Annotated in this window: 30 protein-coding genes and 1 tRNA gene; 16 read left to right on the forward strand and 15 right to left on the reverse strand. The window is 61.7% G+C overall.

Annotated features, from left to right (window positions below; translation table 11 throughout):
* Positions 1-125: 125 nt before the first annotated feature.
* The 7 genes from OEZ71_RS12245 to OEZ71_RS12275 all read left to right on the forward strand — a co-directional run bounded on the left by OEZ71_RS12245 (position 126) and on the right by OEZ71_RS12275 (position 5,821).
* Complete coding sequence (locus OEZ71_RS12245; RefSeq protein ID WP_263740276.1) at positions 126-902, forward strand: transporter substrate-binding domain-containing protein; 777 nt, start codon at positions 126-128, stop codon at positions 900-902.
* Positions 903-938: 36 nt separating this feature from the next.
* Entirely contained in the window at positions 939-1,556 is a 618-nt protein-coding gene (locus OEZ71_RS12250; RefSeq protein WP_263740277.1) for a glutathione S-transferase family protein, read from the forward strand.
* A 24-nt stretch (positions 1,557-1,580) separates the two neighbouring features.
* Positions 1,581-2,312, forward strand: a complete 732-nt coding sequence (locus OEZ71_RS12255; protein ID WP_263740278.1) for a creatininase family protein — start codon at positions 1,581-1,583, stop codon at positions 2,310-2,312.
* A gap of 106 nt (positions 2,313-2,418) precedes the next feature.
* Positions 2,419-3,168: an amino acid ABC transporter ATP-binding protein gene (locus OEZ71_RS12260; protein ID WP_318527839.1), complete on the forward strand. Its 750-nt coding sequence runs from the start codon at positions 2,419-2,421 to the stop codon at positions 3,166-3,168.
* Entirely contained in the window at positions 3,169-4,026 is an 858-nt protein-coding gene (locus OEZ71_RS12265) for an amino acid ABC transporter permease (protein WP_263740279.1), read from the forward strand.
* Between the two features lie 35 nt (positions 4,027-4,061).
* Positions 4,062-4,895, forward strand: coding sequence for a transporter substrate-binding domain-containing protein (locus OEZ71_RS12270; RefSeq protein ID WP_263740280.1), 834 nt, complete (start codon positions 4,062-4,064; stop codon positions 4,893-4,895).
* Positions 4,896-4,942: 47 nt separating this feature from the next.
* Positions 4,943-5,821 carry an amino acid ABC transporter permease gene (locus tag OEZ71_RS12275; protein WP_263740281.1) on the forward strand — a complete coding sequence of 293 codons (879 nt, stop codon included), beginning with the start codon at positions 4,943-4,945 and terminating at the stop codon, positions 5,819-5,821.
* On the opposite strand, the gene OEZ71_RS12280 is transcribed toward OEZ71_RS12275, so the two are convergent.
* A complete protein-coding gene (locus OEZ71_RS12280; RefSeq protein WP_263740282.1) occupies positions 5,760-7,175 on the reverse strand; it encodes an MATE family efflux transporter in 1,416 nt (471 codons plus the stop codon). The two genes, OEZ71_RS12275 and OEZ71_RS12280, sit on opposite strands and share 62 nt — an antisense overlap.
* A gap of 110 nt (positions 7,176-7,285) precedes the next feature.
* On the opposite strand from OEZ71_RS12280, the gene OEZ71_RS12285 reads away from it, so the two are divergent.
* Genes OEZ71_RS12285 through OEZ71_RS12295 form a run of 3 tightly spaced genes read left to right on the forward strand, consistent with a single transcriptional unit; the run spans position 7,286 to position 9,290 of the window.
* On the forward strand, positions 7,286-8,254 hold the full coding sequence (locus tag OEZ71_RS12285; RefSeq protein WP_263740283.1) for a fatty acid desaturase family protein: 969 nt from the start codon (positions 7,286-7,288) through the stop codon (positions 8,252-8,254).
* On the forward strand, positions 8,251-8,568 hold the full coding sequence (locus OEZ71_RS12290) for a non-heme iron oxygenase ferredoxin subunit (RefSeq protein ID WP_263740284.1): 318 nt from the start codon (positions 8,251-8,253) through the stop codon (positions 8,566-8,568). The genes OEZ71_RS12285 and OEZ71_RS12290 overlap by 4 nt, the downstream gene beginning before the upstream one ends.
* A 41-nt stretch (positions 8,569-8,609) precedes the next feature.
* On the forward strand, positions 8,610-9,290 hold the full coding sequence (locus OEZ71_RS12295; protein ID WP_263740285.1) for a GntR family transcriptional regulator: 681 nt from the start codon (positions 8,610-8,612) through the stop codon (positions 9,288-9,290).
* On the opposite strand, the gene OEZ71_RS12300 is transcribed toward OEZ71_RS12295, so the two are convergent.
* Positions 9,278-10,195, reverse strand: coding sequence for a LysR substrate-binding domain-containing protein (locus OEZ71_RS12300; protein WP_263740286.1), 918 nt, complete (start codon positions 10,193-10,195; stop codon positions 9,278-9,280). The genes OEZ71_RS12295 and OEZ71_RS12300 overlap by 13 nt on opposite strands.
* A 96-nt stretch (positions 10,196-10,291) precedes the next feature.
* Between OEZ71_RS12300 and OEZ71_RS12305 the strand changes: the two genes are divergently transcribed.
* On the forward strand, positions 10,292-11,407 hold the full coding sequence (locus tag OEZ71_RS12305; protein WP_263740287.1) for a hypothetical protein: 1,116 nt from the start codon (positions 10,292-10,294) through the stop codon (positions 11,405-11,407).
* Positions 11,408-11,426: 19 nt separating this feature from the next.
* On the opposite strand, the gene OEZ71_RS12310 is transcribed toward OEZ71_RS12305, so the two are convergent.
* The gene (locus tag OEZ71_RS12310; RefSeq protein ID WP_263740288.1) at positions 11,427-12,422 is read right to left on the reverse strand and encodes an amidohydrolase family protein; all 996 of its coding nucleotides are present in this window, start codon (positions 12,420-12,422) and stop codon (positions 11,427-11,429) included.
* Between the two features lie 91 nt (positions 12,423-12,513).
* Between OEZ71_RS12310 and OEZ71_RS12315 the strand changes: the two genes are divergently transcribed.
* Entirely contained in the window at positions 12,514-13,548 is a 1,035-nt protein-coding gene (locus OEZ71_RS12315; protein ID WP_263740289.1) for an aromatic ring-hydroxylating dioxygenase subunit alpha, read from the forward strand.
* Positions 13,549-13,612: 64 nt separating this feature from the next.
* On the opposite strand, the gene OEZ71_RS12320 is transcribed toward OEZ71_RS12315, so the two are convergent.
* From OEZ71_RS12320 to iscR, 12 genes are all read right to left on the reverse strand, one after another.
* A tRNA-Arg gene (locus OEZ71_RS12320) sits at positions 13,613-13,689 on the reverse strand.
* Positions 13,690-13,759: 70 nt separating this feature from the next.
* Positions 13,760-14,980: a cysteine desulfurase gene (locus OEZ71_RS12325; protein ID WP_263740290.1), complete on the reverse strand. Its 1,221-nt coding sequence runs from the start codon at positions 14,978-14,980 to the stop codon at positions 13,760-13,762.
* A gap of 4 nt (positions 14,981-14,984) precedes the next feature.
* Complete coding sequence (locus OEZ71_RS12330; RefSeq protein WP_263740291.1) at positions 14,985-15,581, reverse strand: Yip1 family protein; 597 nt, start codon at positions 15,579-15,581, stop codon at positions 14,985-14,987.
* Complete coding sequence (locus OEZ71_RS12335; RefSeq protein ID WP_263740292.1) at positions 15,578-16,066, reverse strand: YIP1 family protein; 489 nt, start codon at positions 16,064-16,066, stop codon at positions 15,578-15,580. Before OEZ71_RS12335 ends, OEZ71_RS12330 begins: the two co-directional genes overlap by 4 nt.
* On the reverse strand, positions 16,066-17,358 hold the full coding sequence (gene sufD / locus OEZ71_RS12340) for a Fe-S cluster assembly protein SufD (protein WP_263740860.1): 1,293 nt from the start codon (positions 17,356-17,358) through the stop codon (positions 16,066-16,068). Before sufD ends, OEZ71_RS12335 begins: the two co-directional genes overlap by 1 nt.
* 11 nt (positions 17,359-17,369) lie before the next feature.
* Positions 17,370-18,125: a Fe-S cluster assembly ATPase SufC gene (sufC, locus tag OEZ71_RS12345; RefSeq protein ID WP_263740293.1), complete on the reverse strand. Its 756-nt coding sequence runs from the start codon at positions 18,123-18,125 to the stop codon at positions 17,370-17,372.
* A 76-nt stretch (positions 18,126-18,201) separates the two neighbouring features.
* Positions 18,202-18,711: a hypothetical protein gene (locus OEZ71_RS12350; RefSeq protein ID WP_263740294.1), complete on the reverse strand. Its 510-nt coding sequence runs from the start codon at positions 18,709-18,711 to the stop codon at positions 18,202-18,204.
* Between the two features lie 180 nt (positions 18,712-18,891).
* Complete coding sequence (locus OEZ71_RS12355; RefSeq protein WP_263740295.1) at positions 18,892-19,203, reverse strand: heavy metal-binding domain-containing protein; 312 nt, start codon at positions 19,201-19,203, stop codon at positions 18,892-18,894.
* On the reverse strand, positions 19,200-19,625 hold the full coding sequence (locus tag OEZ71_RS12360) for a hypothetical protein (RefSeq protein WP_263740296.1): 426 nt from the start codon (positions 19,623-19,625) through the stop codon (positions 19,200-19,202). Before OEZ71_RS12360 ends, OEZ71_RS12355 begins: the two co-directional genes overlap by 4 nt.
* Positions 19,625-21,151 (reverse strand): Fe-S cluster assembly protein SufB, encoded by a 1,527-nt coding sequence (sufB, locus tag OEZ71_RS12365; RefSeq protein ID WP_263740861.1) that lies wholly within the window; start codon positions 21,149-21,151, stop codon positions 19,625-19,627. The genes OEZ71_RS12360 and sufB overlap by 1 nt, the downstream gene beginning before the upstream one ends.
* A 41-nt stretch (positions 21,152-21,192) precedes the next feature.
* A complete protein-coding gene (locus OEZ71_RS12370; RefSeq protein WP_263740297.1) occupies positions 21,193-22,254 on the reverse strand; it encodes a cysteine desulfurase family protein in 1,062 nt (353 codons plus the stop codon).
* A 118-nt stretch (positions 22,255-22,372) separates the two neighbouring features.
* A complete protein-coding gene (gene iscR, locus OEZ71_RS12375) occupies positions 22,373-22,831 on the reverse strand; it encodes a Fe-S cluster assembly transcriptional regulator IscR (RefSeq protein ID WP_263740298.1) in 459 nt (152 codons plus the stop codon).
* A gap of 172 nt (positions 22,832-23,003) precedes the next feature.
* Between iscR and OEZ71_RS12380 the strand changes: the two genes are divergently transcribed.
* The 4 genes from OEZ71_RS12380 (at position 23,004) to OEZ71_RS12395 (ending at position 26,935) form a co-directional block, all read left to right on the forward strand.
* Entirely contained in the window at positions 23,004-23,663 is a 660-nt protein-coding gene (locus OEZ71_RS12380; RefSeq protein ID WP_263740299.1) for an alpha/beta hydrolase, read from the forward strand.
* A gap of 4 nt (positions 23,664-23,667) precedes the next feature.
* Positions 23,668-23,940: a hypothetical protein gene (locus tag OEZ71_RS12385; protein ID WP_263740300.1), complete on the forward strand. Its 273-nt coding sequence runs from the start codon at positions 23,668-23,670 to the stop codon at positions 23,938-23,940.
* Positions 23,937-24,527, forward strand: a complete 591-nt coding sequence (locus tag OEZ71_RS12390) for an HD domain-containing protein (protein WP_263740301.1) — start codon at positions 23,937-23,939, stop codon at positions 24,525-24,527. The genes OEZ71_RS12385 and OEZ71_RS12390 overlap by 4 nt, the downstream gene beginning before the upstream one ends.
* 203 nt (positions 24,528-24,730) lie before the next feature.
* Positions 24,731-26,935 (forward strand): NADP-dependent isocitrate dehydrogenase, encoded by a 2,205-nt coding sequence (locus tag OEZ71_RS12395; protein ID WP_263740302.1) that lies wholly within the window; start codon positions 24,731-24,733, stop codon positions 26,933-26,935.
* Positions 26,936-26,988: the final 53 nt, after the last annotated feature.

Below are 26,988 nucleotides of genomic sequence, written 5' to 3' on the forward strand. Positions count from 1 at the left end.
GCGCGGGACAGGATCGTGCTGATAGTCCTCGCACATTTTGTGATTTGACGCTACAATATTATGTCTGCACATTATCAAATATACCTGAACATAAACAAACCGACCAACGACTGGGAGAAGGCATCATGAATCTAGTGAAGGCTTGTATCGCCGCTTTGGGACTTGTTCTTGCAGCACCTGCGGCCATGGCTCAATCCGCGCTTCAGGACATTCTGAACAACGGCGTTCTGAAAGTCGGAACGACGGGTGACTGGAACCCGATGACCATGAAGGATACCGCGACGGACTCTTATACCGGCTACGATATCGACGTCATGACCGCGCTTGCCACCGATCTCGGGGTCGAGGTGGAGTTTGTCCCGACCGACTGGAAGACGCTGGTCAGCGGTGTGACGGCGGGCAAGTACCACATGACCGGTTCGGCCTCGATCTCACCCGCCCGCGCAAAGGCGGCGGGTTATTCACAAAGCTACTTCTCGCTCGCCACCGTGCCGCTGATCAACAAGAAGGATGCTGACAGGTTCAAGGACTGGGCCGATCTCGACAATGGCGATGTGACCGTTGCCGCGACGCTTGGCACGACGCAGGAAAAGCAGGTGAAGGAGTTCTTCCCCAATGCCCAGTACAAGATCGTGGAAGCCCCCGCGCGTGACTTCCAGGAGGTGCTGGCCGGTCGTGCGCAGGCGCATATCACCTCGAACGTGGAGGCCAACAAGCTTGTCGCGCAGTACCCGGAACTGATGATCGTGCCGGTGTCGGCGCCTCGTGCACGGACGCCCATCGCGATGCTGCTGCCGCAGGACGATCAGGTCTGGATCAACTACGTGAACACATGGATCACGCTGAAGAAAGAGGCCGGGTTCTTTGACGAGCTTGGCGCCAAGTGGAACCTTGGCAACTGACGGGGACGGGGCGCTTTCGGGCGCCCCTTTTCTTACATGCTGAAACTCTATGCCATTCCGGTCAGCCTCTACTCTGCCAAGACGCGGATCGCGTTGCGGTTCAAGGGGCTGGACTGGAAGGAAATCGCGCCCCCGGGCGGCTATGGCTCGGCCGAATACAAGCGGATCGTGGCCAGCGGGAACTTGCCTGCGCTGGATCATGACGGCTTTCTGATCGCGGATTCCGAGGCCATTGCCGAGTATCTTGAGGAACGCTTTCCCGAGCCGCCCTTGTTGCCGAAAAATGCGCAAGACCGGACGCGGATGCGCGAACGGTCACGATTTCACGATACCCGGCTGGAACCGGCGCTGCGGGCGCTTTTCGGCAATCTCGCCGCTGACCGGCGCGACGCTGACCTGAACGCCCGGCAGTCAATTGCGATGAGCGAGCGGCTGGGCCAGTTTGCGCGGCTGCTGGATGCAGCCCCTGACCTTGCCTTTGGCTTGGGCGATTGCGGGTTCGCGGTGACATTCGCATGGATCGACGCCCTGACGCAGCGTCTCGGGCTTCAAATCGACTGGCCGGATACAGTCCGCTCCTATCAGGCAAGGCTGTCCGACGAGGCGGCGGTTGCGGCGGAGTTTCAGACCTATCTGCCAAGGCTTCAAAGCTAACTCGACGCGAAGGAGGAATAGGCCTTGCGGCTTGATCACATGACCTGGCCCGAGGTCGAGACGCATCTGGCCCGCAAGGGCGGGGTCATTCTGCCGGTCGGCTCGACCGAACAGCACGGGCCGATGGGGCTGATCGGGACCGATGCGCAATGCGCAACCGTGATTGCCGAGCGGGCGGCGGGCCTCTGCGGTGCGGTGGTGGCCCCGACGCTGGCACTGACGCCCGCACCGTTCAACATGGCCTTTCCCGGCACGATCTCCATCTCAGCGGCGACATTCGCTGCGCTTGCCGGGGAAGTCATTGATGCGCTGGCCCATCATGGCTTCAACCCGATCTACATCCTGAACGCACATGGCGCGAACCTCGCACCGCTGCGCGACGTCGTGGAGGCGCGCCCTGCCCTGCCGCTCTGCCTGAAAAGCTGGTGGGATTTTGAGCCGGTCAACGTGTTGCGTCGTGAGTATTACGGCGACTGGGAGGGCATGCACGCAACCCCATCCGAGGTCGCCATTACCAAAGCCGCGATCCGCGACGTTGCCGCAACCGAGGTAGCAAAGGCACCGCCAAGAATACTGACGCCCGACTTTATTCGCGACCATGCCGGGGATCGCCACGGCCCGCCCGATAAACACCGCAGGGATTTTCCGGATGGAAGGGTCGGTTCGCATTCCGCACTTGCACGGGCAGAACATGGCGAATTGCTCATTAAAGCGGCAGCCGCGGCCGTGGCTGAAGACTACCGGCTGGCAGCCTGACCCGGCACGATGTTTCTGCCGGTCCTGGCTGCATTAAGTATATACTTATTGCGAATTGCCGCTAACATGATTGCAGGCGCGAACTGGACCACGGGGGAAGACAGCGTTGAATCCCGGCGCATCGTCCATCATCGAACTGACCGGCGTTTCCAAGTATTTCGGGCCGTTCAAGGCGCTGGATGACATCAAACTAACGGTCAGGACCGGCGAACGCGTTGTTGTCTGCGGCCCGTCCGGATCGGGCAAGTCCACGATGATCCGGTGCATCAACCGGCTTGAGGAACATGACGAGGGGAAGATCGTCGTCGACGGCATCGAACTCGGTGAGGATACCCAGAACATCCGTGCCGTCCGGCAGGATGTCGGCATGGTGTTTCAGCAGTTCAACCTTTTTCCCCATCTGACGGTTCTGGAGAACCTGACCATCGGCCCGATCCGCGTGCGCAAGATGGAGAAGGCGAAAGCCGAGGCGCTGGCGCGGCAATATCTGGACCGCGTCCACATTCCCGAACAAGCGGGCAAATACCCGGCCCAGTTGTCCGGCGGTCAGCAGCAGCGCGTTGCCATCGCCCGCTCGCTCTGCATGGAACCGCGCATCATGCTGTTCGATGAGCCGACCTCGGCGCTCGACCCGGAAATGATCAACGAGGTGCTGGACGTCATGGTGGAACTCGCGGGCACCGGCATGACGATGGTCGTCGTCACGCACGAAATGGGCTTTGCCCGCAAGGTGGCCGACCGCATGGTATTCATGGAATCCGGCCGCATCGTCGAAGTGGCGCCACCGGCCAAGTTCTTCTCCGATCCCGACAGCGACCGGGCGCGGCTGTTCCTAGATCAGATCCTGGAGCATTAGGTGAGCGCGGGCGGGGATATCGCCGGTGCCGGGGCGCGTGCCGCCCGTGTCACGCCGCGGTGGCTGAAGCAGGCGCGCCGGGTCATGGCGTCGAGACCGGCCTCGATTCTCATCTACCTTGCCGTCATTTGGGCAATTGTCGCGACCGCGCTGAACGGCGCGGAGGCGATGGGGTATAACTGGCAATGGTACCGCATCCCGCGCTATTTTTTCGAGGCGGTCGAGGGCGGCATCGTTCTTGGCGAAATCCCGTGGGGGCTCGTCGGGACGCTCGCCCTGTCGGCCACGGCATTTCTTCTGGCCACATTTATCGGATTGATCGTGGCGCTTCTTCGCCTTTCCGATCTGATCGTCGGACGCTGGGTCGCGCGTGGATTTCTTGAAATCGTCCGCAACTCGCCGCTTCTGGTTCTGCTTTACGTCTTTTACTACGTGTTTGGCCCGATCTTCGGGCTCGACCGTTATTCCGCCTCGGTACTTTGCCTTGCCGTTTTCCACGGCGCGCTGATATCCGAGATCTTCCGCGCCGGGATCAACGCGGTCGCGAAGGGCCAGTGGGAGGCCGCCGATGCCATCGGCATGACACGCTGGCAGGTCTATCGCTATATCGTCCTGCCGCAATCGGTGCGCTTCATGCTGCCGCCGATGACGGGCGAAGTCGTGAACATGATCAAGAGCTCGGCCATCGTCAGCGTCATCGCCGTTGCCGAACTGACCACGATCGGGCGCAACATCATCTCTGACACTTACATGAGCTTTGAAATCTGGTTCACCATCGCGGCGGTCTACATGGTCGTCACGTTGATCATTTCCACCGGCGCCACGCTGCTTGAACGGCGCTACACCGTGCGCGACTGACGCAACTCACACTATCCGCAACAGGGAGAAACGACATGAAACTGACAAGACGAATGCTCAATGCAGGGCTCGGCGCGGTCATGGCCGCGGCCCTTGCCCTACCTGCCATCGCGCAGGACACGCGGCAGATGCTGTCCTCGGAAAGCGTGATCGAGACGATCAAGGAACGCGGGGTCATCAAGATCGGGTTGTCGCTCTTCGTGCCATGGTCGATGCGCGACAAGAATGGCGATCTGATCGGGTTCGAACTGGATGTCGGGCGGCAACTGGCCGAGGATATGGGCGTGGATGTCGAGTTTGTGCCGACCGCCTGGGACGGGATCATCCCGGCGCTGGTTTCGGGTAAGTTTGACGTGATCATCTCGGGCATGTCGATCACGGCGGAACGGAACCTGACCGTCAACTTTTCGGACCCGTATGCATTCTCCGGCCTCACGGTTCTGGCCAACAGGTCGATGACCGAAGGCTTCACGATGGAGGATTTCAACAAGCCTGAAGTGATCTTCGCCGCCCGCCGGGGTGCCACGCCGGTTCAGGTCATCCAACGCATCTTCCCCAACGCGCAGCTTCTGCAATTTGATGAGGATGGCGCGTCGGCACAGGAAGTGCTGAACGGCAACGCCCATGCTACGATGGCGTCCGAGCCGACCCCGTCGCGGGAAGCGCGCAAATACCCCGAAACGCTCTATGTGCCGTTCGATCAGGTGTTCGATGCACGGGGCGAAGGCTTTGCCTATCGCAAGGGCGATCCGGACGCGACCAACTACTTCAACAACTGGATCGGCACGCGCTGGCGGATCGGCTGGCTGAAAGAGCGTCACGACTACTGGTTCAAGGGCAACGAATGGGAATCGATGGTCGAGCAATGATCTGACTTCGCCCGGCCTTCGGGCCGGGCGGCCAAGGCGAACAGGACATGCGCAAGGCACGCAGGAAACTTCACTGGCTCGATTGGCTGATCCTCGCGGTTCTGGCGGGGTTCTTTGCCGTGATCTGGTTCCGCATTTCCGGCACGCTGAACTACAAATGGCAATGGGAGCGCATCCCCAACTACATCCTGCGCTGGGATGAGGAGGATGGCCGCTGGGTCACCAACCTCTTGTTGCAGGGCCTGATCACCACGATCCGCATTTCGATCTACGCCAGCGTTCTGGCGCTGATCCTTGGTACAATCCTTGGCATCGCGCGCTGCGCCCAGAACCTCGCCGTCCGTATGCTGGCGCGGACCTATCTGGAGTTTCTGAGAAACATTCCACCGGTCGTCGTCATCTTCATCTTCTACTTCTTTCTCTCGGAACAGATCGTCGCCGCCTTTAATATCGAAGGCTGGGCGCGGGGCATCGCGAAGCAGGAAGACAACGGCGTCTGGGAGTTTTTCTTCGGTGACATGCGGCGGTTCCCGTCGATGATCTCGGGGGTCATGGTGCTCGCGCTCTTTGAAAGCGCCTTCGTGGGAGAGATCGTGCGCGCCGGCATCCAGTCGATCCCGCGCGGCCAGCGCGAAGCGGCGCGCTCGATCGGCATGAGTTGGGTGGACGAGATGCGCTTTATAGTGTTGCCACAGGCGATGCGCAAAGTGATCCCGCCCCTATCGAACCAGTTCATCTCGCTGGTGAAGGACAGTTCCATCATCTCACTCATCTCGGTGCAGGAACTGACCTACAAGACTGTGGAGCTGGTTTCCTCCACCCGGATGATATTCGAGGCCTGGCTGACGACGGCGGCGCTCTATTTCATCCTCTGCTTCGGTCTGTCGCTTCTGTTCCGGCGGCTGGAACGGGCGCCTGCGCGGTGAAAAGCCCCCCGATCAGGTCACGGGCTGTGCGTTCGGCGATAAAGAGCGAGAGCACAAGCCCGGTGGTCACCGCAACCGCGATGCCGAACCACACCCCCCATGTGCCAAGTTCGAAGACCCGCACGAAGAGATAGCAGAAGACGGCGACGGCGATGCCCTGACGATAAAGCCCGACCCAGACGGTCGCCATTGGCCGCTTCAGGGCCTGAAGGAACGAATTCAACGAAAAGAGCACTATATAGACCGGCAGGATGAAGCCGTCGACATGCAGATAATCGCCACCGAGCCGCACCACGTCGGGATCGGATGTAAAGACTCCTACGAGTGGACGCGCGGCGAACCACAGCACGAATGAGCCGCAAAGCATGATCGCAACCCCCGCCTTGCAGCAGAAGAACACCGCCTCGCGCACCCGGTCGAAGTTCTTCGCCCCGAAATTCTGCGCGGCAATGGGCAGAAGCGCCCCGGTAAGCCCGAAACCGGGTAGGAGGATAAGCTGTTCGATTCTTAGCCCCACTCCATAGGCCGCCAAAGCGGCGGGGCCAAAGGATTTGAGGTAATATTGAACGACGAATCCGGCGATCAGCAGGATCATCATCGCGAATGTCGATGGCAGCGCCTGTGCCGTCACCTCTCTGTAGCGGGCCAGACGTGGCCACCACTCGGCCGGGCTTTCGTGACGCATCAGATCGCTCTGCATCACATGCCAGAGAACGTAGGCCATGACCCCGGTCTGGCTGACCAGTGTCGACAGCGCGATGCCGTTGAACCCCATGCCGGGGAACACCCCCGGCAGCCCGTAGATGAAGAGCGGGTTCAGCACGATATTGGCGAAGAAGGCCGCGATCTGGGCGCGCTTCATCGTGTCTGTATCGCCCTGCGCGCCGAGGATTCCGTTCGCGCCGAAGGCCAGAAGGAAGGGCGCCGTCGCGAAGAGTATGACGTTCATATAGGCATTGGCCGCGTCGCGGTAGCCGCCCGGCTCCGAGACCAGCGCGAGCATCGCGGGCGACCCCCAGATACCGCCGATACCCAATAGGATCGAGACGATGACACCATATCCGAGCCCCTGACAGGCGATCCGCTTCGCGCCTTCGGGATCGTCGGCCCCCAGCGCATTGCCGACGAGCGCGCTCATCGCGTTTCCAAGGCCCACGCCGAAGGCGATGAGGATGAAAAAGACCTGAAAGGTAATCGACAGTCCTGCCAGTGCCGTCGTGGACAAGAGCCCTGCAAACCACATGTCGACGACGTTGTAGAGCGTGGTGAAGACCATACCGATCGCCGCCGGAACAGCCAGCGCCCTGAAATGTCCGGGGATCGGTCCCTGCCTGAGATTGCGCGCGCGTTTCATCGACTATTTCGGAGTTTCTGACGCCGGGACCAGACCCGCCGCCACTGCGCGCAGCCTATACAGGGCCCAGTAATAAGTATATACTTAATCATTCCCAGCGGAGGCCACTCATGGCGAGGGACGTCATCACCCCGATCACCCAGGCGCTGGCCGAGGGCAAGCTGACCCGGGTCGAATTGCGCGCCCTGATGACGCGATCCGACGCGGCAGCTTTTCGGCATCTGGCAGGATGGCTTCTGCTGCTGCTGGCAACCGGCTCTCTGGTCTGGCTCAGCCTCGGCACATGGTGGGTGTTGCCCGCGATGTTCGTGCATGGTGTAGTTCTGGTCCACCACTTCTCGCTCCAGCATGAATGTGTGCATTACACGGTCTTCCGCACCCGCAAGCTGAACGACTATGCGGGAATTCTCTGCGGCTGGATCATCGGCCTGCCGCACCAGTTCTTCCGTTATGAACACTGTGACCACCACACATACACACAGCTTCACGGCGAAGACCCGGAGATGGTCGAGCTTCAAAAGTCGATCTGGGGCTATCTCTGGTACCTATCGGCCATCCCCTATTGGCGTGCAAAGCTGTCCGAGATCTCCCGCCATGCCCTTGGCCGCCTGAATGAAACCGAGCGGCGTTTCGTGCCGAAAGTGGCGGAAGCGACATTGGTGCGCGAGGCGCGGGTGATGGTTGCAGTTTATGCGCTGATCGCGGTCGCGATGGTCGTTTTTCAGTGGTGGGCGCCCCTGTGGTTCTGGCTGGTGCCGCTGATCCTTGGCGAACCCGTGATGCGCTTCGTGCGGATGACCGAACATGTCGGCCGCCCCACCGTGTCGGCGATGCGGGTCAATACCCGCACCAATCTCGTCTCGCGCCCGATGCGGTTCCTGTGCTGGAATATGAACTACCATGCCGAACATCACTATGCGTCCTCGGTTCCGTTCCACGCGCTGCCGCGGCTACATCAAAAGCTGCGTGACCATATCCATGTCGAACCGGACGGCTATCTGGGTGCGCATCGCGATATCCTCGCCCAGATCCTCGGCCGCAAACCGCGTGCGGATGATGGCGTGGTTGCCGGGCAATGAAGGATGACGCCGGTTGGCAGGACCTGATCGCCGTCGATGCACTGGAGCAGGGCTGGGTCACGGAAGCGAACCTCGGGCCACGCAGGCTTGCGGTTTACGATACACCGACCGGGGTCCATGTCTCGCTCGCGCTTTGCAATCACGGCGGGGCCAGCCTGTGCGACGGCTATTTCGACGGCCATGTCATCGAATGCCCGCTGCATCAAGGTGCATTCGATGTGCGCGACGGGCAGCCGGTCAGCGCGCCCGCGACGCGGCCGATGAAGGTGTTCGAGGCACGGGTCAAAAACGGAATGGTTCAGGTCAGGGTCTGACGGGCAAGGAATGGAATTTGACAAAACCCCTCTACAAAGCCGTGAAAACCACCCTGCTGGACCGGATCCGGTCGGGCGATCTTGCCTTTGGCGATCCGCTGCCGAATGACGCGGACCTGGCCGAAGAGTTCGGCTGCGCCCGTCTCACTGTTTACCGCGCCATGCGCGAGCTTGCGGATGAGGGTTACGTCGAACGCCGCAGGCGCGCGGGCACACGGGTTGCCACCCGCGCCAGCAGGGGGGTTCAACTTTCGATCGCGCGGGTGGACGAGGAAATCTTCGCCCGAAACGCCGTCTACCGCTACGAGCGTCTATTGCGCGAAAAAGCAGTCCCTCCAGCGGCGGTTGTCACCGCTTTCGCTTTGAAAGCGGGACAGAAGGCGCTGCACATCCGGTGCCGGCACTGGGCCGATGACCGGGTCTTTCAACTGGAGGACCGCTGGATCAACCTTGAAGCCGTGCCAGAGGCGGCTGAAAGGCCGTTCCTGCATTATGGGCCGAACCATTGGCTTTTAGAGCATGTGCCGTTTTCCGAAGTCCACCACGACATCAGCGCGGTCTGTGCAGATGCCGCCGATGCGGAAGGTCTGAAGGTTGCGGTCGGACATGCCCTGCTTCGGCTCGGCCGTACGACCGTATCGAAGGCTGGCTGCATTACGGTTGCAGACCTCAAACATCCCGGCGAGTTGTTCAGCCTGTGCTCTGATCCTCAACCCGCCTGACCGGTCGGGGTTGAGGCTTCGCGCCGCAGCCAATCGCGGAACTCGCGGATTTCGCGCACTTCCAGCGATTTCGGCGGGCAGACAAACCAGTACGAAAATTTCGACCGGGCTATGTGGGAAAGCGGCGCGACGAGTGTGCCTGAGGCAAGCGCATCGGTGACAAGCGGTTCACGGCCGAGCGCAACCCCTGCCCCCTGGATCGCGGCCTGTACCGACAGGTTTGACTGGCCAAAGCGTCTGATTCGGCTCGGGCGCGGCAGCGTCTGCCCGGTTTCATCCGCCCAGAAGTCCCAGGTGGGCGGTCGGGCCCGAGCGGGTCCGTGGACATCGACAAGCAGGGTGTGATCCGCCAGATCCGCGGTGGTCGCGATCCCCTGCCCTGTAGTCAGCAGCGTCGGCGCACAGACCGGAAACACATTCTCGCCCATCAACCGTTCGGCATGGAATCCCGTCGGTTTCGAAGCGGCATAGCGGATGGCCACATCGACGCCGCCGGTTTCGAACACCCCGATGCCGGTCTGGGTCCAGATCGATACCGGGATATCCGGATGGTCCTGATCAAAATTGATCAGCCGGGGAAAGAGCCAGTTGACCGCAAAACCCGGCGGGCACGCGACATTGACCGTTGCATTAGACCGGCGGGCCGAGCGGAGTTGATCGACCACACCGGTGATGAGTCCAAGCCCGTCAGAAATCGCCTCGGCCAGAAGCCGCCCGTCCGCCGTTGCCGACGACTGGCGCGATCCGCGCAACAGAAGGGTGCGGCCCGTCCAGTCCTCCAGCGCTTTGACATGCTGACTGACCGCGCTTTGCGTCATGCCCAGTTCTTCCGCCGCACGGCTGAAGCTTTTCAACCGCGATACGGCCTCGAAAACCCGAAGGGAAGGAAAGGGAAGTGCGCGCATTTTATTAGTTTGTCTAATGGATAGCATTATGCAAGCGAAATTGCCCGACCCGCCTGCCGCGGCAACAATAAAGCCGGGGAACCTTCGGAGGCACAAATGACACTGGGGGAAAGGCCGATTGACCGGGCCGCAGCCAATCTCCTGTCGCATTGCGCCGGTCTGAAGACCGGTAACCGCCTGATTGTGATCAGCGAGACCGAAGGCGGCGGATACTATGACGATTGCCTGGCCCCCGCCGTCGCCGGCATGGCCCGGGAACGGGGCATAAGGACGACGCTCTGCTCCGTCCCGTTTCAAGATGCGGTCGAAGACCTCGACGATGAAATCGCAGAACTGATATCCGAATCCGACTGCACGATCTTTTTCGCGCGGCTCGGCGATCAGGTCAGGTTCCGCGATCTGCGGAGCGGCAGCCGGGCAGTGGTCAGCTATGCGCTGGACATGGACATGCTCACGTCGCCCTTCGGAACCGCCCACTACCATGCCTTTACCGCCCTGAAGACGGCAATCGACCAGCACCTCGCCACGGCGCGCGAAGTTCATGTCACCTGCCCCAACGGAACCGATTTCACGGGCCCCGGCCCCGGCTGGCACAAGAAACCGAAGCAGGATGTCACCATCGTCCGGTTCCCGATGTCGGTCTTTGCCCCGGTTCCCGCCGCCGAGTTCACGGGCCGCGTTGCGATGGCCGGTTTCCTGATGGGTACCGGCTCGCGTTACTACGAACCCTATGGCCGCCAGCTTTCTGGCCGGTTGATCGCACATTTTACGCGGGGACAACTGAACGGTTTCAGTGGCGCGCCAGAGGCCGTGGCCGCGGCAAACGCGCATTACGACGACATTGCCGCGCGCTTCGGGATCGACCGCAACGTCGTGCATTCCTGGCATGCGGGCATTCATCCCGGTTGCGCGTTCAATCATCCGGTCGAAAGCAATTTCCTGCGCTGGAGCGGCGGCGCCTTTGGCAATCCGCGCATCCTGCATTTCCACACCTGCGGCGCTTACGCCCCGGGTGAAATATCCTGGAACGTCCTCGATCCGACGATCCGGGTCGACGGTGTCGCTGTCTGGGAGGACGGGCGGCTATACCCCGACCGCGTTCCGGGCGGGGAGGACATTCTGGCGCGCTATCCCTGCGCAGCGGCCGCCTTCGAAAACCCCGCACGGGACGTCGGCATCAGCGATACAGCGCTGCGAGCCAGCTATGCCTGATCTCCAGGCCCGCTATTTCTCACCCATCGGTCATCGCTTCGAGAAGCGCGCGGGCATTGCCGCCTGCAATCCTTTCCTTGTCGGCGTCGTCAAGGCGTGCCGGGGAAAGGGCGCGTTCATACGGGTTGTCGGAGAATATCGGATAATCGGAACCAAGAAAGATACGGTCCGCCCCGTAAAGGCCAGCCGCCGCTTCAACTGCGCGAGGGCCGAGCGAGGCGCAGTCATACCAGAGATTGCGAAGCCGGGCCGTCGGGAAAGGCGCGTCAGGGTTTCGGTGACGCGCAATGGCTTCCATCCGCTCATGGATGAACGGCAGTGTCCCGCCGAGATTGACAAGCTGGAAGCTGAGACGGGGCCAGAGGTCCTGAATATCGGACAGGATCAGCGTCAGGACATTCTGCGACACCTGGGCCTGCAATGCCACTGCCGACGTGCGGTACTGAACGAAGTCGTCCGGCGGCGCCGGAGGCGCCTCGCCCGCCTTCAGGCCCGGATGCAGCATGATGTGACAGCCTGTCTCGTTCGCGGCCGACAGGACGGGGGCGAGCGATTTCGCCTCGGCGACCGAGTTGAAATAGTTGGACGGCAGGATGATGCCCGGCAGACGCAACTCACGGCGAATGCGGCGCACCTCCTGCGCCGCGAGTTCGGGATCGGTAAGTGGCAGTCCGGCAAGGCCGAAAATGCGCCCTCCGGTCGCTCCATGAAGTTCGGCGAGATGGGTGTTGAAGGCAGTAATCGCCAGAGCGACCTCCTCGGCGGGCAACACGTCCAGCCCGAGCGCCCCCGGAAACGTCAGCAGACGGTGGGTAAGTCCCTGTTGATCCATCTGAGTAAGGCCCACGACGATATCGAAATAATCGGGCTTGAACGGAAACTCACCATTCATCGCGACCATGCCCTGCGACCCGTCCGGCCGGTGGCGCAGATAGGGGCGCGCGGTCCGGCCGTGCAGCATGTCCTGCAGGCCGCCACCGTAAAAATGGGCATGCATGTCGATGCGGTCTTTCACCAGAAGCTCCTTGCTTGCCGGGCAACAGCTTTAGTACCGATAAACCAGTTGCCGTGACGCGGTTCAACGAAATCCATGGCGGGAGGATGCGATGTTCTCAGGCGAATATCCACGAAATTGCTGGTACGTTGCGGGCCGGAGCGAGGATTTCGACCAGTCGCTGAAACCGCTTCGGCTTTTTGGTGAAGAGATCGTCTTTTACCGCAAGGCCGACGGCACGGCTGTCGCACTGGAAGATGCCTGCCCGCATCGGAAACTGCCGCTCTCCAAGGGCAAGATCGAAGGTGACCGGGTCGTCTGTGGCTATCATGGGCTGACCTTTGACGGCACCGGCACCTGCGTCGCGGCGCCGACGCAGGAAGGCGCGATTCCCAAGCGGGCGCGGGTGAAAAGCTATCCGATTATCGAGAAATACGGCTTCGTCTGGATCTGGCCCGGCGCACCGGAGAAGGCCGACATTGCCGAACTGATAGATATTCCGAATTACGATAATCCCGGCTGGGGCAAAACCCGGCGCGGTGCGCTCGACATCGCCTGCAACTATCTCTGGATAACCGACAATCTTCTTGACCCCAGCCATGTGGCATGGGTTCACCTGACCTCCTTCGCAGGCGGGGGCACCGACAATGTACCACTGGAGATCACCGAAGGCGAAGATCGTGTGATTGTCTGGCGCTGGATCCCGGACCGTCCCGCTGCGCCCTATTACCAGCAGTTTATCGGGTTCGAGGGGCATTGCGACCGCAAGCAACACTACGAATGCCGCGTACCGTCGATCGCAATCAACAAGTCGATCTATACACCCGCAGGCACCGGAGGCGACGATGACGCCCTGCCCCAGACGGCTTTCGTGAATTTCTCCTACAATTTCATGACGCCAATCGATGCGGATCACACACTCTATTTCTGGTTCCAGCACCGCAATGCCCTTGCCGATGACGAGGACGTCTCACGCCGCATGTTCGAAGGCGCGACGATGGCATTCAACGAGGACAAGGATGTGCTGGAAGAGGTGCATCGCGGCATGAAGGCCCCACGCTCCCCGCATCTCAACCTCGGTCTGGATGCCGGCGCGATGCGGTTCCGCAAACTGGTTGAAACCCGGATCGCCGCTGAAGCGCAATAAAAGATTGAATCGGCGCATCGAGCCACTGCGCGGGGCAACAACCTGAAATCATGGTGTAAATGGGTGGCGCACCCGACAGGATTCGAACCTGTGACCTCTGCCTTCGGAGGGCAGCACTCTATCCAGCTGAGCTACGGGTGCCTGTTGGTGGGATATAACGGCACGATGCCCGGCCCGCAATCGCGAATTTTGCCTTCGGTCAAATGCCGTGTCAGGCGAAAAGCTCGTGGCAGAGCTCCAGCGCCTCGATGAGTTTGTCGACCTCGGCCTTGGTATTGTAGAGGCCGAACGAGGCACGACAGGTCGCGGTAGCGCCGAAGAAATCGAGAAGCGGCATCGCGCAATGGGTGCCTGCACGAACCGCGACGCCCTTCTTGTCGAGGACGGTCGAGATGTCATGGGCATGGGCCGCGCCCTCAAGCGTCATCGAAAAAATGGCACCCTTGCCAGGTGCGTCGCCTTGGATGTTGAGCCAGTTCAGCCCCTTGAACCGCGTGGTCGCATAGGCCGCGAGTTTCGCCTCATGCGAAGCGATGTTCTCCATGCCGAGCCCCATGAGATATTCCAGCGCCACGCCCATGCCGATCTGCTGGACGATACCGGGCGTACCTGCTTCGAATTTCATCGGGGGATCGTTGTAGGTGACGGTGTCGCGATACACGTCACGGATCATGTCGCCGCCGCCAAGGAAGGGGCGCATCTCCTTCATTCGCTCCTTGGCGATCCAGATCGCGCCGGACCCGCTCGGCCCGTAGAGCTTATGCCCGGTGATCGCGTAGAAATCGCAGCCGATCTCGGGGATCGAGACGGGCCGGTGGACGGCGCCCTGCGAGCCATCGACAAGGACCGGCACGCCCTTCTCCTTTGCCCCCCGACAGATCGCGGCGACATCGACCAACGTGCCAGTGACATTCGACATCTGCGTCACCGCGACAAGTTTCGTCTTCGGCCCGATTGCATCAAGAACCTTCTGCGGGTCGAGCGAGCCGTCCAGTTCCGGCTCGACCCATTTCAGCACCACGCCCTGCCGTTCGCGCAGGAAATGCCAGGGCACGATATTGGCGTGGTGTTCCAGCACGCTTAGCACGATTTCATCCCCCGCCTGCATCCGCGGCGCGGCCCAGGCATAGGACACAAGGTTGATGCCCTCGGTCGTGCCGGTGGTAAAGACGATCTCTTCGGGGTCGGGCGCGTGCAGGAACCGGGCGACGATGCCGCGCACGGCCTCGTACTTGTCTGTGGCGAGGTTAGATAGGTAGTGTAAACCCCTATGAACGTTTGCATATTCATGTTCGTAGGCATGGGTCATCGCGTCGATCACGACGCGCGGCTTCTGGGCCGAGGCGCCGTTGTCGAGATAGACCAGCGGCTTGCCGTTCACCTCGCGCGACAGGATGGGAAAATCCGCCCGGACCTTTTCGACGTCATACATGGGATCAGCCTTTCTCAACCGGCGGCGCGACGCCGAACATGATCAGTACCATCGACAGGATCGTGATGATCACGAGGAAACTCACCACCATGCCGAGAACGACAAGGGCGAGGTTGGTGAAGCCGTGTAGCGCGGCGGTGAACTGAACAAGTAGCCAGATCAAGAGCCCGATGGCCACAAAGGCGATGAGCATGCCGACAGGCGGCACGAGGACGAGCGCGACCAGTTGCACCGCCTGGGCAAGAACCAGCATAAATTCGAGCCAGACGATCAGGAGGAGTGCATCCGCAAAGCTGCCCGTCCCGCCGAAGATTCGACCGATCCAAGCAATGGCGGTCGCGATCACAAGCTGCGACAAGACCTGAAACGGCACGCCGAGCACGGGGTCGGCGGCAAGCGCGAAGATCGGCGGCTGATCGTCGAGCGGCAGGACCAGACCGCCAAGCCGGGTTTCCAGAAGTGCCAGTACCGAAACCAGCAAGAGGCCGATCCACCGCGCCTCCATCGGCGGGTCGAGCGCAATGATCCGCCGGGCGGCCTCGCGTGGCGACCGCAGGGTCTCCATCACCAGATCGGTGACGAGGGCGGGCAGGCCGGTCATTCTCCGCCCCCGAATTCCGCGACCCTGAGGCCTGATACCCAGAACCACAGGAAGACTGTGAAGACGATCACGCCGACCAGCGTCGCCTGTAATCCCGGCCCGATAAAGCCGGCAACCATACCTTGCAGCAACATCAGCGGCGTGACCGCCAGAAGCGCCCAGAAGAGCGCAATGCGCGCGCTGAAATAGTCGCCGCGCCCGCCAAGGGCACGGGCCGCGAGGTGGCCGAGCGCCGCAAGCAGGTAAAAGGCCGGGATCATCGCCAGAGCGGCGAGGAACGTGCCTACCATGTGCTGGGTCAGCGGCACATCCGGCGCGAAATGGGCGGCCCGGCTAAGGCGCGGCCATTGCGCGACGAAGATCACGATCAACGCCGCAATCAGATAGGTCAGTGCCCGCGCCTCATGCCGCTCGCCCTGCAACAGGCGGCGCATGACGACGCGGGGTCCGCGATAGGTCGCAACGATATCGTCGGTGACGGCCATTACTTCTTCCGGCGTGCCAGCCAGGCTTCCAGACGTTCGACGATCTCGGCAGCCAATGCCTCGTCCTCGATCTCCTCGATCGCGTCGGCAAGGAAGGAAAGCACCAGAAGCGCGGTGGCATCCTCACGCGGCACGCCCCGCGAACGCAGGTAGAAAAGCGCGGTTTCGTCGATGGCGCCGGTTGTGGAGCCGTGCGAGCACTGGACATCGTCGGCATAGATTTCCAGCTCCGGCTTGGCGAGGAACTGGCTGTCCTCATCCAAGAGAAGCGACTGGCTGATCTGATAACCGTCGGTCTTCTGCGCGCCCGGCTTAACCAAGATTTTGCCCTGGAACACCCCGGTCGCGCCGTTCTTCAGCACCTTCTTGAAGACCTGCCGGCTTTCGCAACGCTCCGCGTCATGGGTGATAAAGATCGTGTCGTCATGATGGAACTTGCCGTAGCTGCCGTCACCAAGGGCCGCCCCCGCGACATGGGCCACCGCGTCGTCGCCCGCGATGTCGATCACGCATTCGTTGCGGGTCATCTGTCCATTGGCGGTCAGCGTAAAACTCTTGAAGCTCGCCTCTTCGGCAACGCGTGCGAAGATATGTGTGATCGCACGGCGCTCATGGTCGCGGCCCTGCGCGCGGACATGGTGGAACTTGCCGCCTTTGGCGATATCCACTTCCATCACCTTGTTGAACCGCGCCGCCGCAGGGCCGGTTTCCAGCACGGTGATCTCGGCCCCTTCCTCGACCTTCACGCAATGGTGCAAAACCGCGTCGGAGGTCTCGGACGCATGGCGATAGACCAGATGCACGGGCTTTGACGCCTGCCCGGTCACGCGGATCAGCACGCCATCGCTGGCAGCGGCGGTGTTCAGCGCCGCCAGCGGACGGGCAACCGGGTCCTGCCCGCGCGCTTCCAAAACGCCGTAAAGGTCCTGCGCCCAATGTATATCCGCCCTGCCCGCCTCGGCCAGCCGCGAAATCTCGACACCCGCCATGGCAGGATCGTCCGATTCCCATTCGGAAAAGACGCCATCGACGAAGACCAACTTGACACTGGCGACGGTGCCGAAAAGCTGCGGTTCTTTTCCGTCGAACAACGCTGCCTTCGGCGCCTCGGCCGCGATCAACGAGGCCGGATCGGTGAATTTCCAGTACTCATCCCGCCGGGTCGGCAGGCCCATCTCCCGCAGACGCGACACCGCTTCGGCGCGCGCCACGGCCGTGAACCCGCTCTTCGGCAGGTCCAGCGACGCAATCCGCACCTCGGTCACCTCGACCCGCGCCTGATCCTTTCGCATCGGCGCCGCCATCAGGCCATCTCCGCCAGAATATCGGCATAGCCGTTCTTTTCGACCTCAAGCGCCAGTTCCGGCCCACCGGTCTTCACGATGCGGCCATCGGCCATGATGTGGACGACGTCGGGTTTGATATGGTCGAGAAGCCGCTGGTAATGGGTGATGACGAGGAAAGACCGCCCCGCATCACGCAAAGCGTTCACACCGTCCGAGACGAGTTTCATCGCATCGACATCAAGTCCGGAGTCGGTTTCATCCAGAACGCACATGCGCGGTTCCAGGACGGCCATCTGAAGGATCTCGTTGCGCTTCTTCTCGCCGCCCGAAAAGCCGACATTCACCGGGCGCTTCAGCATTTCAGCGTCGATCTTCAGCGTTTTCGCCTTTTCGCGGACCAGCTTCAGGAACTCACCTGCGCTGACTTCCTCTTCGCCGCGCGCCTTGCGTTGTGCATTCAGCGCGGTGCGCAGGAAAGTCATATTGCCGACGCCGGGAATTTCGACCGGGTACTGGAACGCGAGGAACAGCCCCGCCGCCGCCCGCTCCTCAGGCTCCATCTCCAAGAGATCCTCGCCTTCCAGCGTCGCACCGCCATCCGTAACCTCATAGCCGTCCCGGCCGGACAGCACGTAGGACAAGGTCGACTTGCCCGACCCGTTCGGCCCCATGATTGCATGCACCTTCCCGGCCTCGACCGTCAGGTTCACACCCTTGAGGATCTGCTTGTCCTCTTCCTCAAGTTTGACGTGCAGGTTCTTGATTTCGAGCATGTTTTGTCCTTTCAAACGGCAAAGGCGGCCCCGGGGCCAAAGGCCCGGGCCGCGCTGATTTCAGATGTGGGTGAGTCTAGCCGGCGGGCGTCAGACGATAGTCCTTGCCTTCCTCGGCCAGAGCGGCGGCATAGTCCGCCGAGAAGAGTTGCGCCCAGATACCCTGCGCATTCGAGGCCACGGCGGCCTCGCCGTAATGCATCATCAGACAGCCGACGATGAGCGCCGGGAAACGCTGACGGGTGAAGAGGTGGAAAGCCACCATCAGGACACCGGCCAGAACCAGCGCGAACAGCAGCATGCCGCGCTGCTCCAGATCGTAGAATGCCTTCGGCAGACCTTCGAGCTTGGACATGTTGAAATAGATCACCCGGCCAAGCAGAACCGCCGAGATACCGGACAGGAAGGCCAGCAAAACCATCATCTTGTCCGCGAACGTGCGCTTTTGGTGCTTCGGTCGCTGCTTGAGGATCTTGTTGAATTTCTTTTGCGTCGACTGACCCACCAGGTCTGCATGTTCGAACTGCTTCCCGGCCTCGATCCGCTTCAGGCGTTCGGCAAAGGCGGTTTTCTGATGGTCCAGCATGGACATTCCGTGACCCCGGTCTTCTTCCCTTTGCGCGGCAGGATGAGAAAGATTCAAGGCGGAAATCAGGCGCGAAAGATGCGCTTTTCGGGGCACTTACGGCCGCCAGAAGGGTCAATGACGACGTAACGGCGCTTCTGTCGCCCAGGGGCGAACAATGCCCAATCTGCCTCTCTGCGGTCATGATAAACTCACCGCCGTGCCCGATGCCGAGACCATCAGCATGTTGTTGATCACCTCATAGTCCAAGTCGACGCCGACAATGGCATTCGCCCCCATCGCCACCGCCCGCTCCTCCATCTCGCGCAATGCGGTTTCCCGCGCCCGGCCCAGTTCCTGCTCATAGGCGGCCGAGCGGCCACCGACGATATCGCGGACCTGCGCGAACAGATCGCGGAAGATATTGGCACCAAGGATTGCCTCGCCGGTGACAATGCCGTGGTACTGGCGAATGGTTTTTCCTTCGACGGAAGGGGTGGTTGTGACGATCATCGTTGTTCCCTTCCCTCTTTTTCGGCCTGCAAACGTGCGATCAGATCGGCCTTTTGTCGGGCAAGCTGCTTCTGGGTCTCTGCTTCACGCGCCGCGCGCACGGCCTCACCGTTTCCGTTACGTGGGTCGGTCGCATCCAAATTCGCGAAAGCAACCCCGTGTTGCCACGCAGAAACCGGAGTGTTCAGCTTCCGGACCCAGCGGGCGACGAGCAGCCCTGCACCAGCACCGAGAGACAAAACCAGCCCGATTTTGCCAAACCGAGGCAGCCACGCCAATTCGACGGAAGAAAACAAAATCGTCCCGCCAATCCAGATCACTGCGGCAGCCTGAATGGCTTCGCGAACACCGCTCGTGTGGCGGCTGTCAAACGCATCGGCGGGTTCCTGAACCGGCCCCCTCCCATGTCCAAGACCGAACACTAACCGACGCTCCCCTCAAGCGATATCGCCACAAGGCTCTGCGCCTCCATGGCGAACTCCATCGGCAGCGCCTGCAGCACTTCCCGGCAGAAGCCGTTGACCACCAGCGCCACCGCCTCTTCCTCGTCCATGCCGCGCGAGCGGCAGTAGAAGAGTTGATCGTCATCGACCTTAGAGGTCGTCGCCTCATGCTCCACGCGCGAAGAGTTGTTCTTCACCTCGATATACGGCACGGTATGCGCCCCGCACTGGTCGCCGATCAGCAGGCTGTCGCACTGGGTATAGTTGCGGCTGTTCTTGGCCTTCGGATGCATTGTCACCAGACCGCGATAGGTGTTCTGCGCCTTACCGGCAGAAATCCCTTTTGAAACAATGCGAGAGCGGCTGTTCTTGCCCAGATGGATCATCTTGGTGCCGGTGTCGGCCTGCTGCATGTTGTTGGCGATGGCGATTGAATAAAACTCGCCCTGGCTATCGTCGCCGCGCAGGATGCAGGACGGGTATTTCCAGGTGATCGCCGAACCGGTCTCGACCTGAGTCCACATCACTTTCGCCCGGTCGCCCCGGCAATCGGCGCGCTTGGTGACGAAGTTGTAGATGCCGCCCTTGCCCTCCTCATCGCCGGGGAACCAGTTCTGCACGGTCGAGTATTTCACCTCGGCATCCTCAAGGATGACGATTTCGACGACGGCCGCATGAAGCTGCGCCACATCGCGCTTCGGCGCGGTGCAACCCTCCAGATAGCTGACATAAGACCCCTTGTCGGCGATGATCAGCGTCCGCTCGAACTGGCCGGTATTCTCCGCGTTGATGCGGAAATAGGTCGAAAGCTCCATCGGGCAGCGGGTGTTCGGTGGGATGTAGACGAACGAGCCGTCCGAGAAAACCGCCGAATTGAGCGTCGCAAAGAAGTTGTCGGATTGCGGCACGACCGAGCCGAGATACTTCTTCACCAGTTCCGGATGCTCGCGGATCGCTTCCGAAATCGAGCAGAAGATCACACCCGCCTTCTTCAGTTCCTCCTTGAAGGTCGTACCTACGCTGACCGAGTCAAAGACCGCATCGACGGCCACCTTGCGGGCATCGGCAGGCGCCTCATCCGCGCCCTCGACACCGGCCAAAATCATCTGTTCTTTCAACGGGATGCCGAGCTTTTCGTAAGTGGCCAGCAGCTTCGGATCAACCTCATCCAGAGACTTCGGCTTGACGTCCATGCTTTTCGGCCGGGCATAATAATACTGCGACTGGTAGTCGATCTCGGGATAATTAAGCATGGCCCAGCGCGGCTCTTCCATCTCCTGCCAGCGGCGGAACGCGGCCAGACGCCACTCGGTCATCCACTCGGGTTCTTCGTTCTTGGCCGAGATCAGGCGCACGATGTCCTCGTTCACGCCGATGGGCGCGTAGTCCATCTCGATCTCGGTTTCCCAGCCGTATTTGTAGGCGCCCATGTTCTGAACCGCCTCGACCGTCTCGCGGTCCACGCCCTCGCGGACTTCCAGTTCCACCGTCTCGCCCTGAGCCATGATCTTTTCCTGTTCGTTTTCCATGCGTTCCGCGTCTTTCCTCATGCAGCTCGCGCGCGTTGCCGCGCCCGTGCCGCGATCCAGGCCTCCGCGAAACGGTCGACCTCATCCATCGTCGTCGTGGGTCCGAGCGAGACGCGGATGGCCGAAGCCGCCTCTGCCTCGTCATAACCCAGTGCCTTCAACACCCGGCTTGCCTTGACCTTGCCCGATGAACAGGCCGAACCCGCCGAAATCGCAAACCCGGCCAGATCCATCTGCATCACCTGCGTCTCACCCTTCCAGCCCGGCGTCAGAATGCAGGTCGTGTTGGGCAGCCGTGGGCCGTCACCACCGACGAACACCGTTTCAGGTGCAGCCTCGGCAATACGCGCCTCAAGCCGGTCGCGCAACTCGGCAACGCCGCTCCAGACGCCTGCCTCCTGATCCGCCAAAGCCGCCTTCGCCGCCGCGCCGAACCCCGCGATGCCGCTGACGTTCTCGGTCCCAGAGCGACGCCCCAGTTCCTGCCCGCCGCCCGGCCGCAGGGTCGCAATCTCCAGCCCATCCCGCACGATCAGCGCGCCGACACCTTTCGGCCCGCCGATCTTGTGCGCGGAGACAATCGCGAAATCCGCGCCTGACCAGGAGAAGGCGAAGGGCACCCGCCCCACCGCCTGCACAACATCCAGAAGCAGCCAGTCGGCCCGCCGCGCGCCGTAAGGATAGCCGTCCTCACCCTTGGCGGGGGGCTCTGTGATCACCCCGGTCTCACTGTTGGCCAATCCCATTGCCAGCGTATGGCCACCCTCGGCAGCGCTATCCATCCGCCAATGCGCCATCAGGCAGTCATGCGCAGTCGGGTCGACATAGACGTCATGACCCCCGGCCAACACCCCTGCCGCCTCGGTCGCGCCCGAGGTGAAAACCACCTCTTTCGCGCGGCACCCGACCAAAGCCGCCACATCCTCGCGCGCCCGCTCGACGATCATTTTCGCCGCCCGCCCTTCGGCATGAACCGAAGACGGGTTGCCGACAGCGTCAAGTGCCGCGACAACGGCCTCCCTTGCATCCACCCGCAAGGGCGCCGTCGCGTTCCAGTCGAGATAGACCCGCCCCGTCACGCCCGCACCTTCTTCTGTTCGCAAATACTCCCGGCGGAGCCGACCCGAGCCGGAGACGCCAGGCGGAGGCGAGAAAAAACGCGTGGCGCGGAACGCGCCTCAATTTGAACAGACAGGATCATTCGTCGACCACCTGAAACAGCGCGGGCACCGCCGGGCAGGGTTTCAGCGTATTGCCGATCACATCCGAAAGCGTCGTCTGGTGAAGGAAGACGTAGACATGGGCCGACAGGCCTTCCCACAGCCGGTTGGTCATCGACTGCGCCCGGCTGCCTGAGACACCACCCGATGCTCCCGCGCCCGTGTGCAACGCACTCACCGTCTCATCGACCGCTTCCAGAACCTCGCTCACCCGGATCTCGACCGGATCACGGGCGAGCTTGTAGCCGCCCCCTGGCCCCCGCACCGATTCGACCAACCCCGCCCGGCGCAGCTTGACGAAAAGCTGCTCCAGATACGGGAGCGAGATGTCCTGACGCTTCGAGATCTCGGCCAGCGAGGTCAGCTGATCCTCGCGGACCGTGGCCAGATCGGCCAAGGCCACCATCGCATACCGCCCTTTGGTCGAGAGTTTCATCAGTTTTTGCCCCGCAAAGACATTGACGACGGGCAGAAGGCCGCTTAACTCCTTTCCACCCGGTCACCGGCATCCGCCGGTATTTAGAACAATTCTAGGGTGCCTGAGCAAAATCGTCAAGAATGGCCATGCCATTTTGACGGCAAAGGCCCCGCCAGAGAGAAGACAAGCGATGCCCGAAGTGATTTTTGCCGGCCCCGAGGGTCGGCTGGAAGGCCGCTACCACCCCCAGAAACAGCCCGACGCGCCGATTGCGATCATCCTGCATCCGCACCCTCAGTTCGGCGGCACGATGAATAACCGCGTGGTACACCGGCTGCATTACGCCTTCCACGAACTGGGCTTCACCGTCCTCAGGTTCAACTTCCGTGGCGTCGGCCGCAGCCAGGGCGAATATGACCAGGGCATCGGCGAACTTTCTGACGCGGCCTCTGCGCTCGACTACCTTCAGGCAATGAACCCGAACTCCAAGCATTGCTGGGTCGCGGGGTTTTCGTTCGGCGCATGGATCGGCATGCAGCTTCTGATGCGGCGGCCCGAGATCACCGGTTTCATCTCTGTCGCCCCTCCCGCCAACATGTATGACTTTTCCTTCCTCGCGCCCTGCCCCTCCTCGGGTCTGATCATCAACGGCACCGCCGACCGCGTGGCGCCGCCGAAGGACACGCATTCGCTGGTCGGAAAGCTGCGCGAACAGAAAGGCATCACCATCACACATCACGAGGTGGAAGGTGCCGGGCATTTCTTCGAGAATGACGAAACCCAGATGAACCCGATGATCGAAACCGTGCAGGCCTATGTCCAGCGCCGCCTTGGCGAGCAGACGAGGTAAGACCATGCCGTCGACCGAAGAGCTGGGAATCGCGCTGGCCGAGGACGTTTTGAAGGCGGTCGAGGAACTGGGCGACGAGGCGATCGTCAACGAGGTCAACAAGATCGTCGAGGCCTCGTCTTCGGGCCTCCAGGAAGCCTACATGGCCGCCATCCGCGCACAGCGCGCCTCGGCCCGGGCGCGCGAGCATCTCGAGGCGCGGCTGGAGAAAGCCCGCGCATCCAAGGCCAAACCCACGGCGGAAGCCGCTCCTGCAACCACGCACCCGCAGGGATGACCGACCGGCTCGACGCCCAGTTCGCCTTCCTGATAGAGGCCGACAAACTCAAACAGGTGATCCGCGCCACCACGCTCGCCGACGGGTCGCGGCGCGAAAACTCCGGAGAACACAGCTGGCATCTGGCGCTCTACGCGCTCGTTCTTGCCGACCAGGCCGGGCCCAGCGTGAATATCGACCGCGTCATCAAAATGCTGATCCTGCACGATCTGGTCGAGATCGACGTCGGCGACGTGCCGATCCATTCCGCGAACGGCGCGGCCCATGGGTCCGCAGAGATCGCCGAGGCCGAAGCGCAAGCGGCAACCCGTATTTTCGGTCTGCTTCCCGCAGATTTAGGCACAGACCTCCGCGCCCTATGGGAAGAGTTCGAGGCGGCCGAGACCCCCGACGCAATCTTCGCCAAGTCGCTAGACCGGGTGCAGCCTGTCCTCCACAACATCGCCTCAGGCGGCGGGACCTGGACGGAATACAACGTCACCTTCGATCAGCTTGAAACCCGAGTCGGCCAGAAGGTTGCGCGCGGCGCGCCGACGCTCTGGACCTATGTCCGAGGACGGCTGCGATCCTTTTTCCCCGAGGTTTGATCGGGCGTTTCCAGCGCTAAGTGAAAATCGAGCAAAACTGAACACAGATTTCTGCTGACCGCCTCTCACCAGCATATACAACACATGGACTCGCAAAAAAGTTTCGCATGATTTTTTTGTATACCATCGCATACCATCTTCCCCCTGCCTGTGTTTTCAGCTATGTGGACGCCAACGAGTCAGGCAAGCGAGAGGGCAAGCCCATGGGTAACACCGCCAATCCCGACATCATCTACACCAAGGTCGACGAAGCGCCGGAACTGGCCAGTGCCTCGCTTCTGCCGATCATCCGCAAATTCGCGTCGGCCGCCGGGATCACGATAGGAACCAAGGATATTTCGCTTGCGGGCCGCATCCTGTCGGCCTTCCCCGATGCCCTGACCGCAGACCAGCGCATCCCCGACGATCTGGCCGAGCTTGGCGAACTAGTGAAGACGCCCGACGCCAATGTGATCAAGTTGCCGAACATCTCGGCCTCGGTCCCTCAGCTCGTCGCCGCAATCAAGGAATTGCAGGCACAGGGCTACGCGCTGCCCGACTATCCCGAAGACCCCGCAACGGACGCAGAAAAGGCCGCCCGCGCGAAATATGACGCGATCAAGGGGTCGGCGGTGAACCCGGTCCTGCGCGAGGGCAATTCGGATCGCCGTGCAGCGACGGCGGTGAAGAACTATGCGCAGGCCAACCCGCACCGGATGGGCGACTGGTCTTCGGCCAGCAAGACCCGCGTTGCAGCGATGGCGGGCGATGATTTCCGGTCCAACGAAACCTCCGCGACACTCACAAACGCCACGACTGCGAAGATCGTGCTTGAGACGGCAAGCGGCGAGACCGTCCTGAAGGACGGCATCAAATACCCTGCCGGAACGGTCGTTGACGCGACCTTCATGTCGGCCAAGGCGCTTGATGCGTTCCTGACGAAGGAAATCGAAAAGACCAAGGCCGAGGGCGTACTGTTCTCGCTCCACATGAAGGCGACGATGATGAAGGTCTCGGACCCGATCATCTTCGGTCATGCGGTCAAGGCCTGGCTCGCCCCGGTCTTCGAGAAATTCGGCGACCAGATGGAGGCGCTTGGCGTCAACCCGAATTCCGGCCTCGGCGATCTTCTGGATCGGGTGAAGGATGACACTGAGATCATGGCAGCCATCGACGCCGTGAACGCCGAACGCCCGCTGATGTACATGGTGAACTCGGACAAGGGCATCACCAACCTGCATGTGCCCTCGGACGTGATCATCGACGCCTCGATGCCCGCGCTCATACGCGCTGGCGGCAAGGGCTGGGGACCGGACGGGAATGAGGCCGACTGCGTCTGCGTCATCCCCGACAATTCCTATGCGCCGGTCTATGACGCGGCGATCGAATTCTTCAAGGCGAACGGCAAGCTGAACCCGGCCACTGCCGGCACGGTGCAGAATATCGGCCTTATGGCGCAGAAGGCCGAGGAATACGGCTCCCACCCGACAACGTTCGAGATCCCGGCGGACGGCACCGTGAAGATGGTGCTGGAGGACGGCACCGTCCTGCATTCGCACGCGGTCGAAAAGGGCGACATCTGGCGGTCCGCCTCGGCCCGCAAGGCACCGATCGAGGACTGGGTGAACCTCGCCATCGACCGCCAGCGCTTGACCGGGTACCGCGCGATCTTCTGGCTGGATGCGACCCGCGCCCATGATGCCGAGCTCATCAGGATGGTGAAGCCCATCCTCGAGGCAAAGGGCGTGGCCAACAAGTTCGAGATCATGGCCCCGCGCGAGGCGACGATCGCCAGCCTTGAGACGATCACCAAGGGCGAAAACACCATCGCCGTCACGGGCAATGTGCTGCGCGACTATCTGACCGACCTCTTCCCGATCCTCGAACTCGCGACCAGCGCAAAGATGCTCTCGATCGTCAAGCTGATGCAGGGCGGCGGGCTCTTTGAGACGGGCGCGGGCGGCTCGGCGCCGAAGCATGTCCAGCAGTTGCAGGAGGAAAACCACCTGCGCTGGGACTCGCTAGGCGAGTTCTGCGCGCTCGGCGAAAGCTTCCGCTTCCTGGCAGAGAGCAAGGGCAACGCCAAGGCCAAGGTGCTGGGTGATGCGGTCGATGCCGCAACACAGGGCATCCTGGACCACGACCGTTCGCCGGGCCGCAAGGTCGGCCAGCCCGACAACCGCGACAGCCATTACTGGTTCGCCCGCTATTGGGCCGAAGCTTTGGCCGCGCAATCGGACGATGCCGGGTTAGCCGCTGAATTCGCCCCGGTGGCGAAAGCGCTGGCCGAGGATGAGGCGAAGATCGTCGCTGAATTCGCCGCCGTACAGGGCAAACCGGCCGATATCGGCGGCTACTACCACGCCGACCCGGCCAAGCTTGCCGCTGTGATGCGGCCAAGTGGCACGCTGAACGCCATCATCGACTGAGGAAACCGTGAGCGGGGGGCCAGCCCCCCGCACCCCCCGGAGTATTTTGGGAC

Source organism: Albidovulum litorale, assembly GCF_025751495.1.
GTDB lineage: Bacteria > Pseudomonadota > Alphaproteobacteria > Rhodobacterales > Rhodobacteraceae > Albidovulum > Albidovulum litorale.

Excerpts from the sequence above, each read along its gene's own strand:
- OEZ71_RS12245 (WP_263740276.1), top strand. The coding sequence starts at position 126 with ATGAATCTAGTGAAGGCTTGTATCGCCGCTTTGGGACTTGTTCTTGCA.
- OEZ71_RS12250 (WP_263740277.1), top strand. The coding sequence starts at position 939 with ATGCTGAAACTCTATGCCATTCCGGTCAGCCTCTACTCTGCCAAGACG.
- OEZ71_RS12270 (WP_263740280.1), top strand. The coding sequence starts at position 4,062 with ATGAAACTGACAAGACGAATGCTCAATGCAGGGCTCGGCGCGGTCATG.
- OEZ71_RS12275 (WP_263740281.1), top strand. The coding sequence starts at position 4,943 with ATGCGCAAGGCACGCAGGAAACTTCACTGGCTCGATTGGCTGATCCTC.
- OEZ71_RS12280 (WP_263740282.1), bottom strand. The coding sequence starts at position 7,175 with ATGAAACGCGCGCGCAATCTCAGGCAGGGACCGATCCCCGGACATTTC.
- OEZ71_RS12285 (WP_263740283.1), top strand. The coding sequence starts at position 7,286 with ATGGCGAGGGACGTCATCACCCCGATCACCCAGGCGCTGGCCGAGGGC.
- OEZ71_RS12290 (WP_263740284.1), top strand. The coding sequence starts at position 8,251 with ATGAAGGATGACGCCGGTTGGCAGGACCTGATCGCCGTCGATGCACTG.
- OEZ71_RS12300 (WP_263740286.1), bottom strand. The coding sequence starts at position 10,195 with ATGCGCGCACTTCCCTTTCCTTCCCTTCGGGTTTTCGAGGCCGTATCG.
- OEZ71_RS12305 (WP_263740287.1), top strand. The coding sequence starts at position 10,292 with ATGACACTGGGGGAAAGGCCGATTGACCGGGCCGCAGCCAATCTCCTG.
- OEZ71_RS12315 (WP_263740289.1), top strand. The coding sequence starts at position 12,514 with ATGTTCTCAGGCGAATATCCACGAAATTGCTGGTACGTTGCGGGCCGG.
- OEZ71_RS12325 (WP_263740290.1), bottom strand. The coding sequence starts at position 14,980 with ATGTATGACGTCGAAAAGGTCCGGGCGGATTTTCCCATCCTGTCGCGC.
- OEZ71_RS12330 (WP_263740291.1), bottom strand. The coding sequence starts at position 15,581 with ATGACCGGCCTGCCCGCCCTCGTCACCGATCTGGTGATGGAGACCCTG.
- OEZ71_RS12335 (WP_263740292.1), bottom strand. The coding sequence starts at position 16,066 with ATGGCCGTCACCGACGATATCGTTGCGACCTATCGCGGACCCCGCGTC.
- sufD (WP_263740860.1), bottom strand. The coding sequence starts at position 17,358 with ATGCGAAAGGATCAGGCGCGGGTCGAGGTGACCGAGGTGCGGATTGCG.
- sufC (WP_263740293.1), bottom strand. The coding sequence starts at position 18,125 with ATGCTCGAAATCAAGAACCTGCACGTCAAACTTGAGGAAGAGGACAAG.
- OEZ71_RS12350 (WP_263740294.1), bottom strand. The coding sequence starts at position 18,711 with ATGCTGGACCATCAGAAAACCGCCTTTGCCGAACGCCTGAAGCGGATC.
- OEZ71_RS12355 (WP_263740295.1), bottom strand. The coding sequence starts at position 19,203 with ATGATCGTCACAACCACCCCTTCCGTCGAAGGAAAAACCATTCGCCAG.
- sufB (WP_263740861.1), bottom strand. The coding sequence starts at position 21,151 with ATGGCTCAGGGCGAGACGGTGGAACTGGAAGTCCGCGAGGGCGTGGAC.
- iscR (WP_263740298.1), bottom strand. The coding sequence starts at position 22,831 with ATGAAACTCTCGACCAAAGGGCGGTATGCGATGGTGGCCTTGGCCGAT.
- OEZ71_RS12380 (WP_263740299.1), top strand. The coding sequence starts at position 23,004 with ATGCCCGAAGTGATTTTTGCCGGCCCCGAGGGTCGGCTGGAAGGCCGC.
- OEZ71_RS12385 (WP_263740300.1), top strand. The coding sequence starts at position 23,668 with ATGCCGTCGACCGAAGAGCTGGGAATCGCGCTGGCCGAGGACGTTTTG.
- OEZ71_RS12390 (WP_263740301.1), top strand. The coding sequence starts at position 23,937 with ATGACCGACCGGCTCGACGCCCAGTTCGCCTTCCTGATAGAGGCCGAC.
- OEZ71_RS12395 (WP_263740302.1), top strand. The coding sequence starts at position 24,731 with ATGGGTAACACCGCCAATCCCGACATCATCTACACCAAGGTCGACGAA.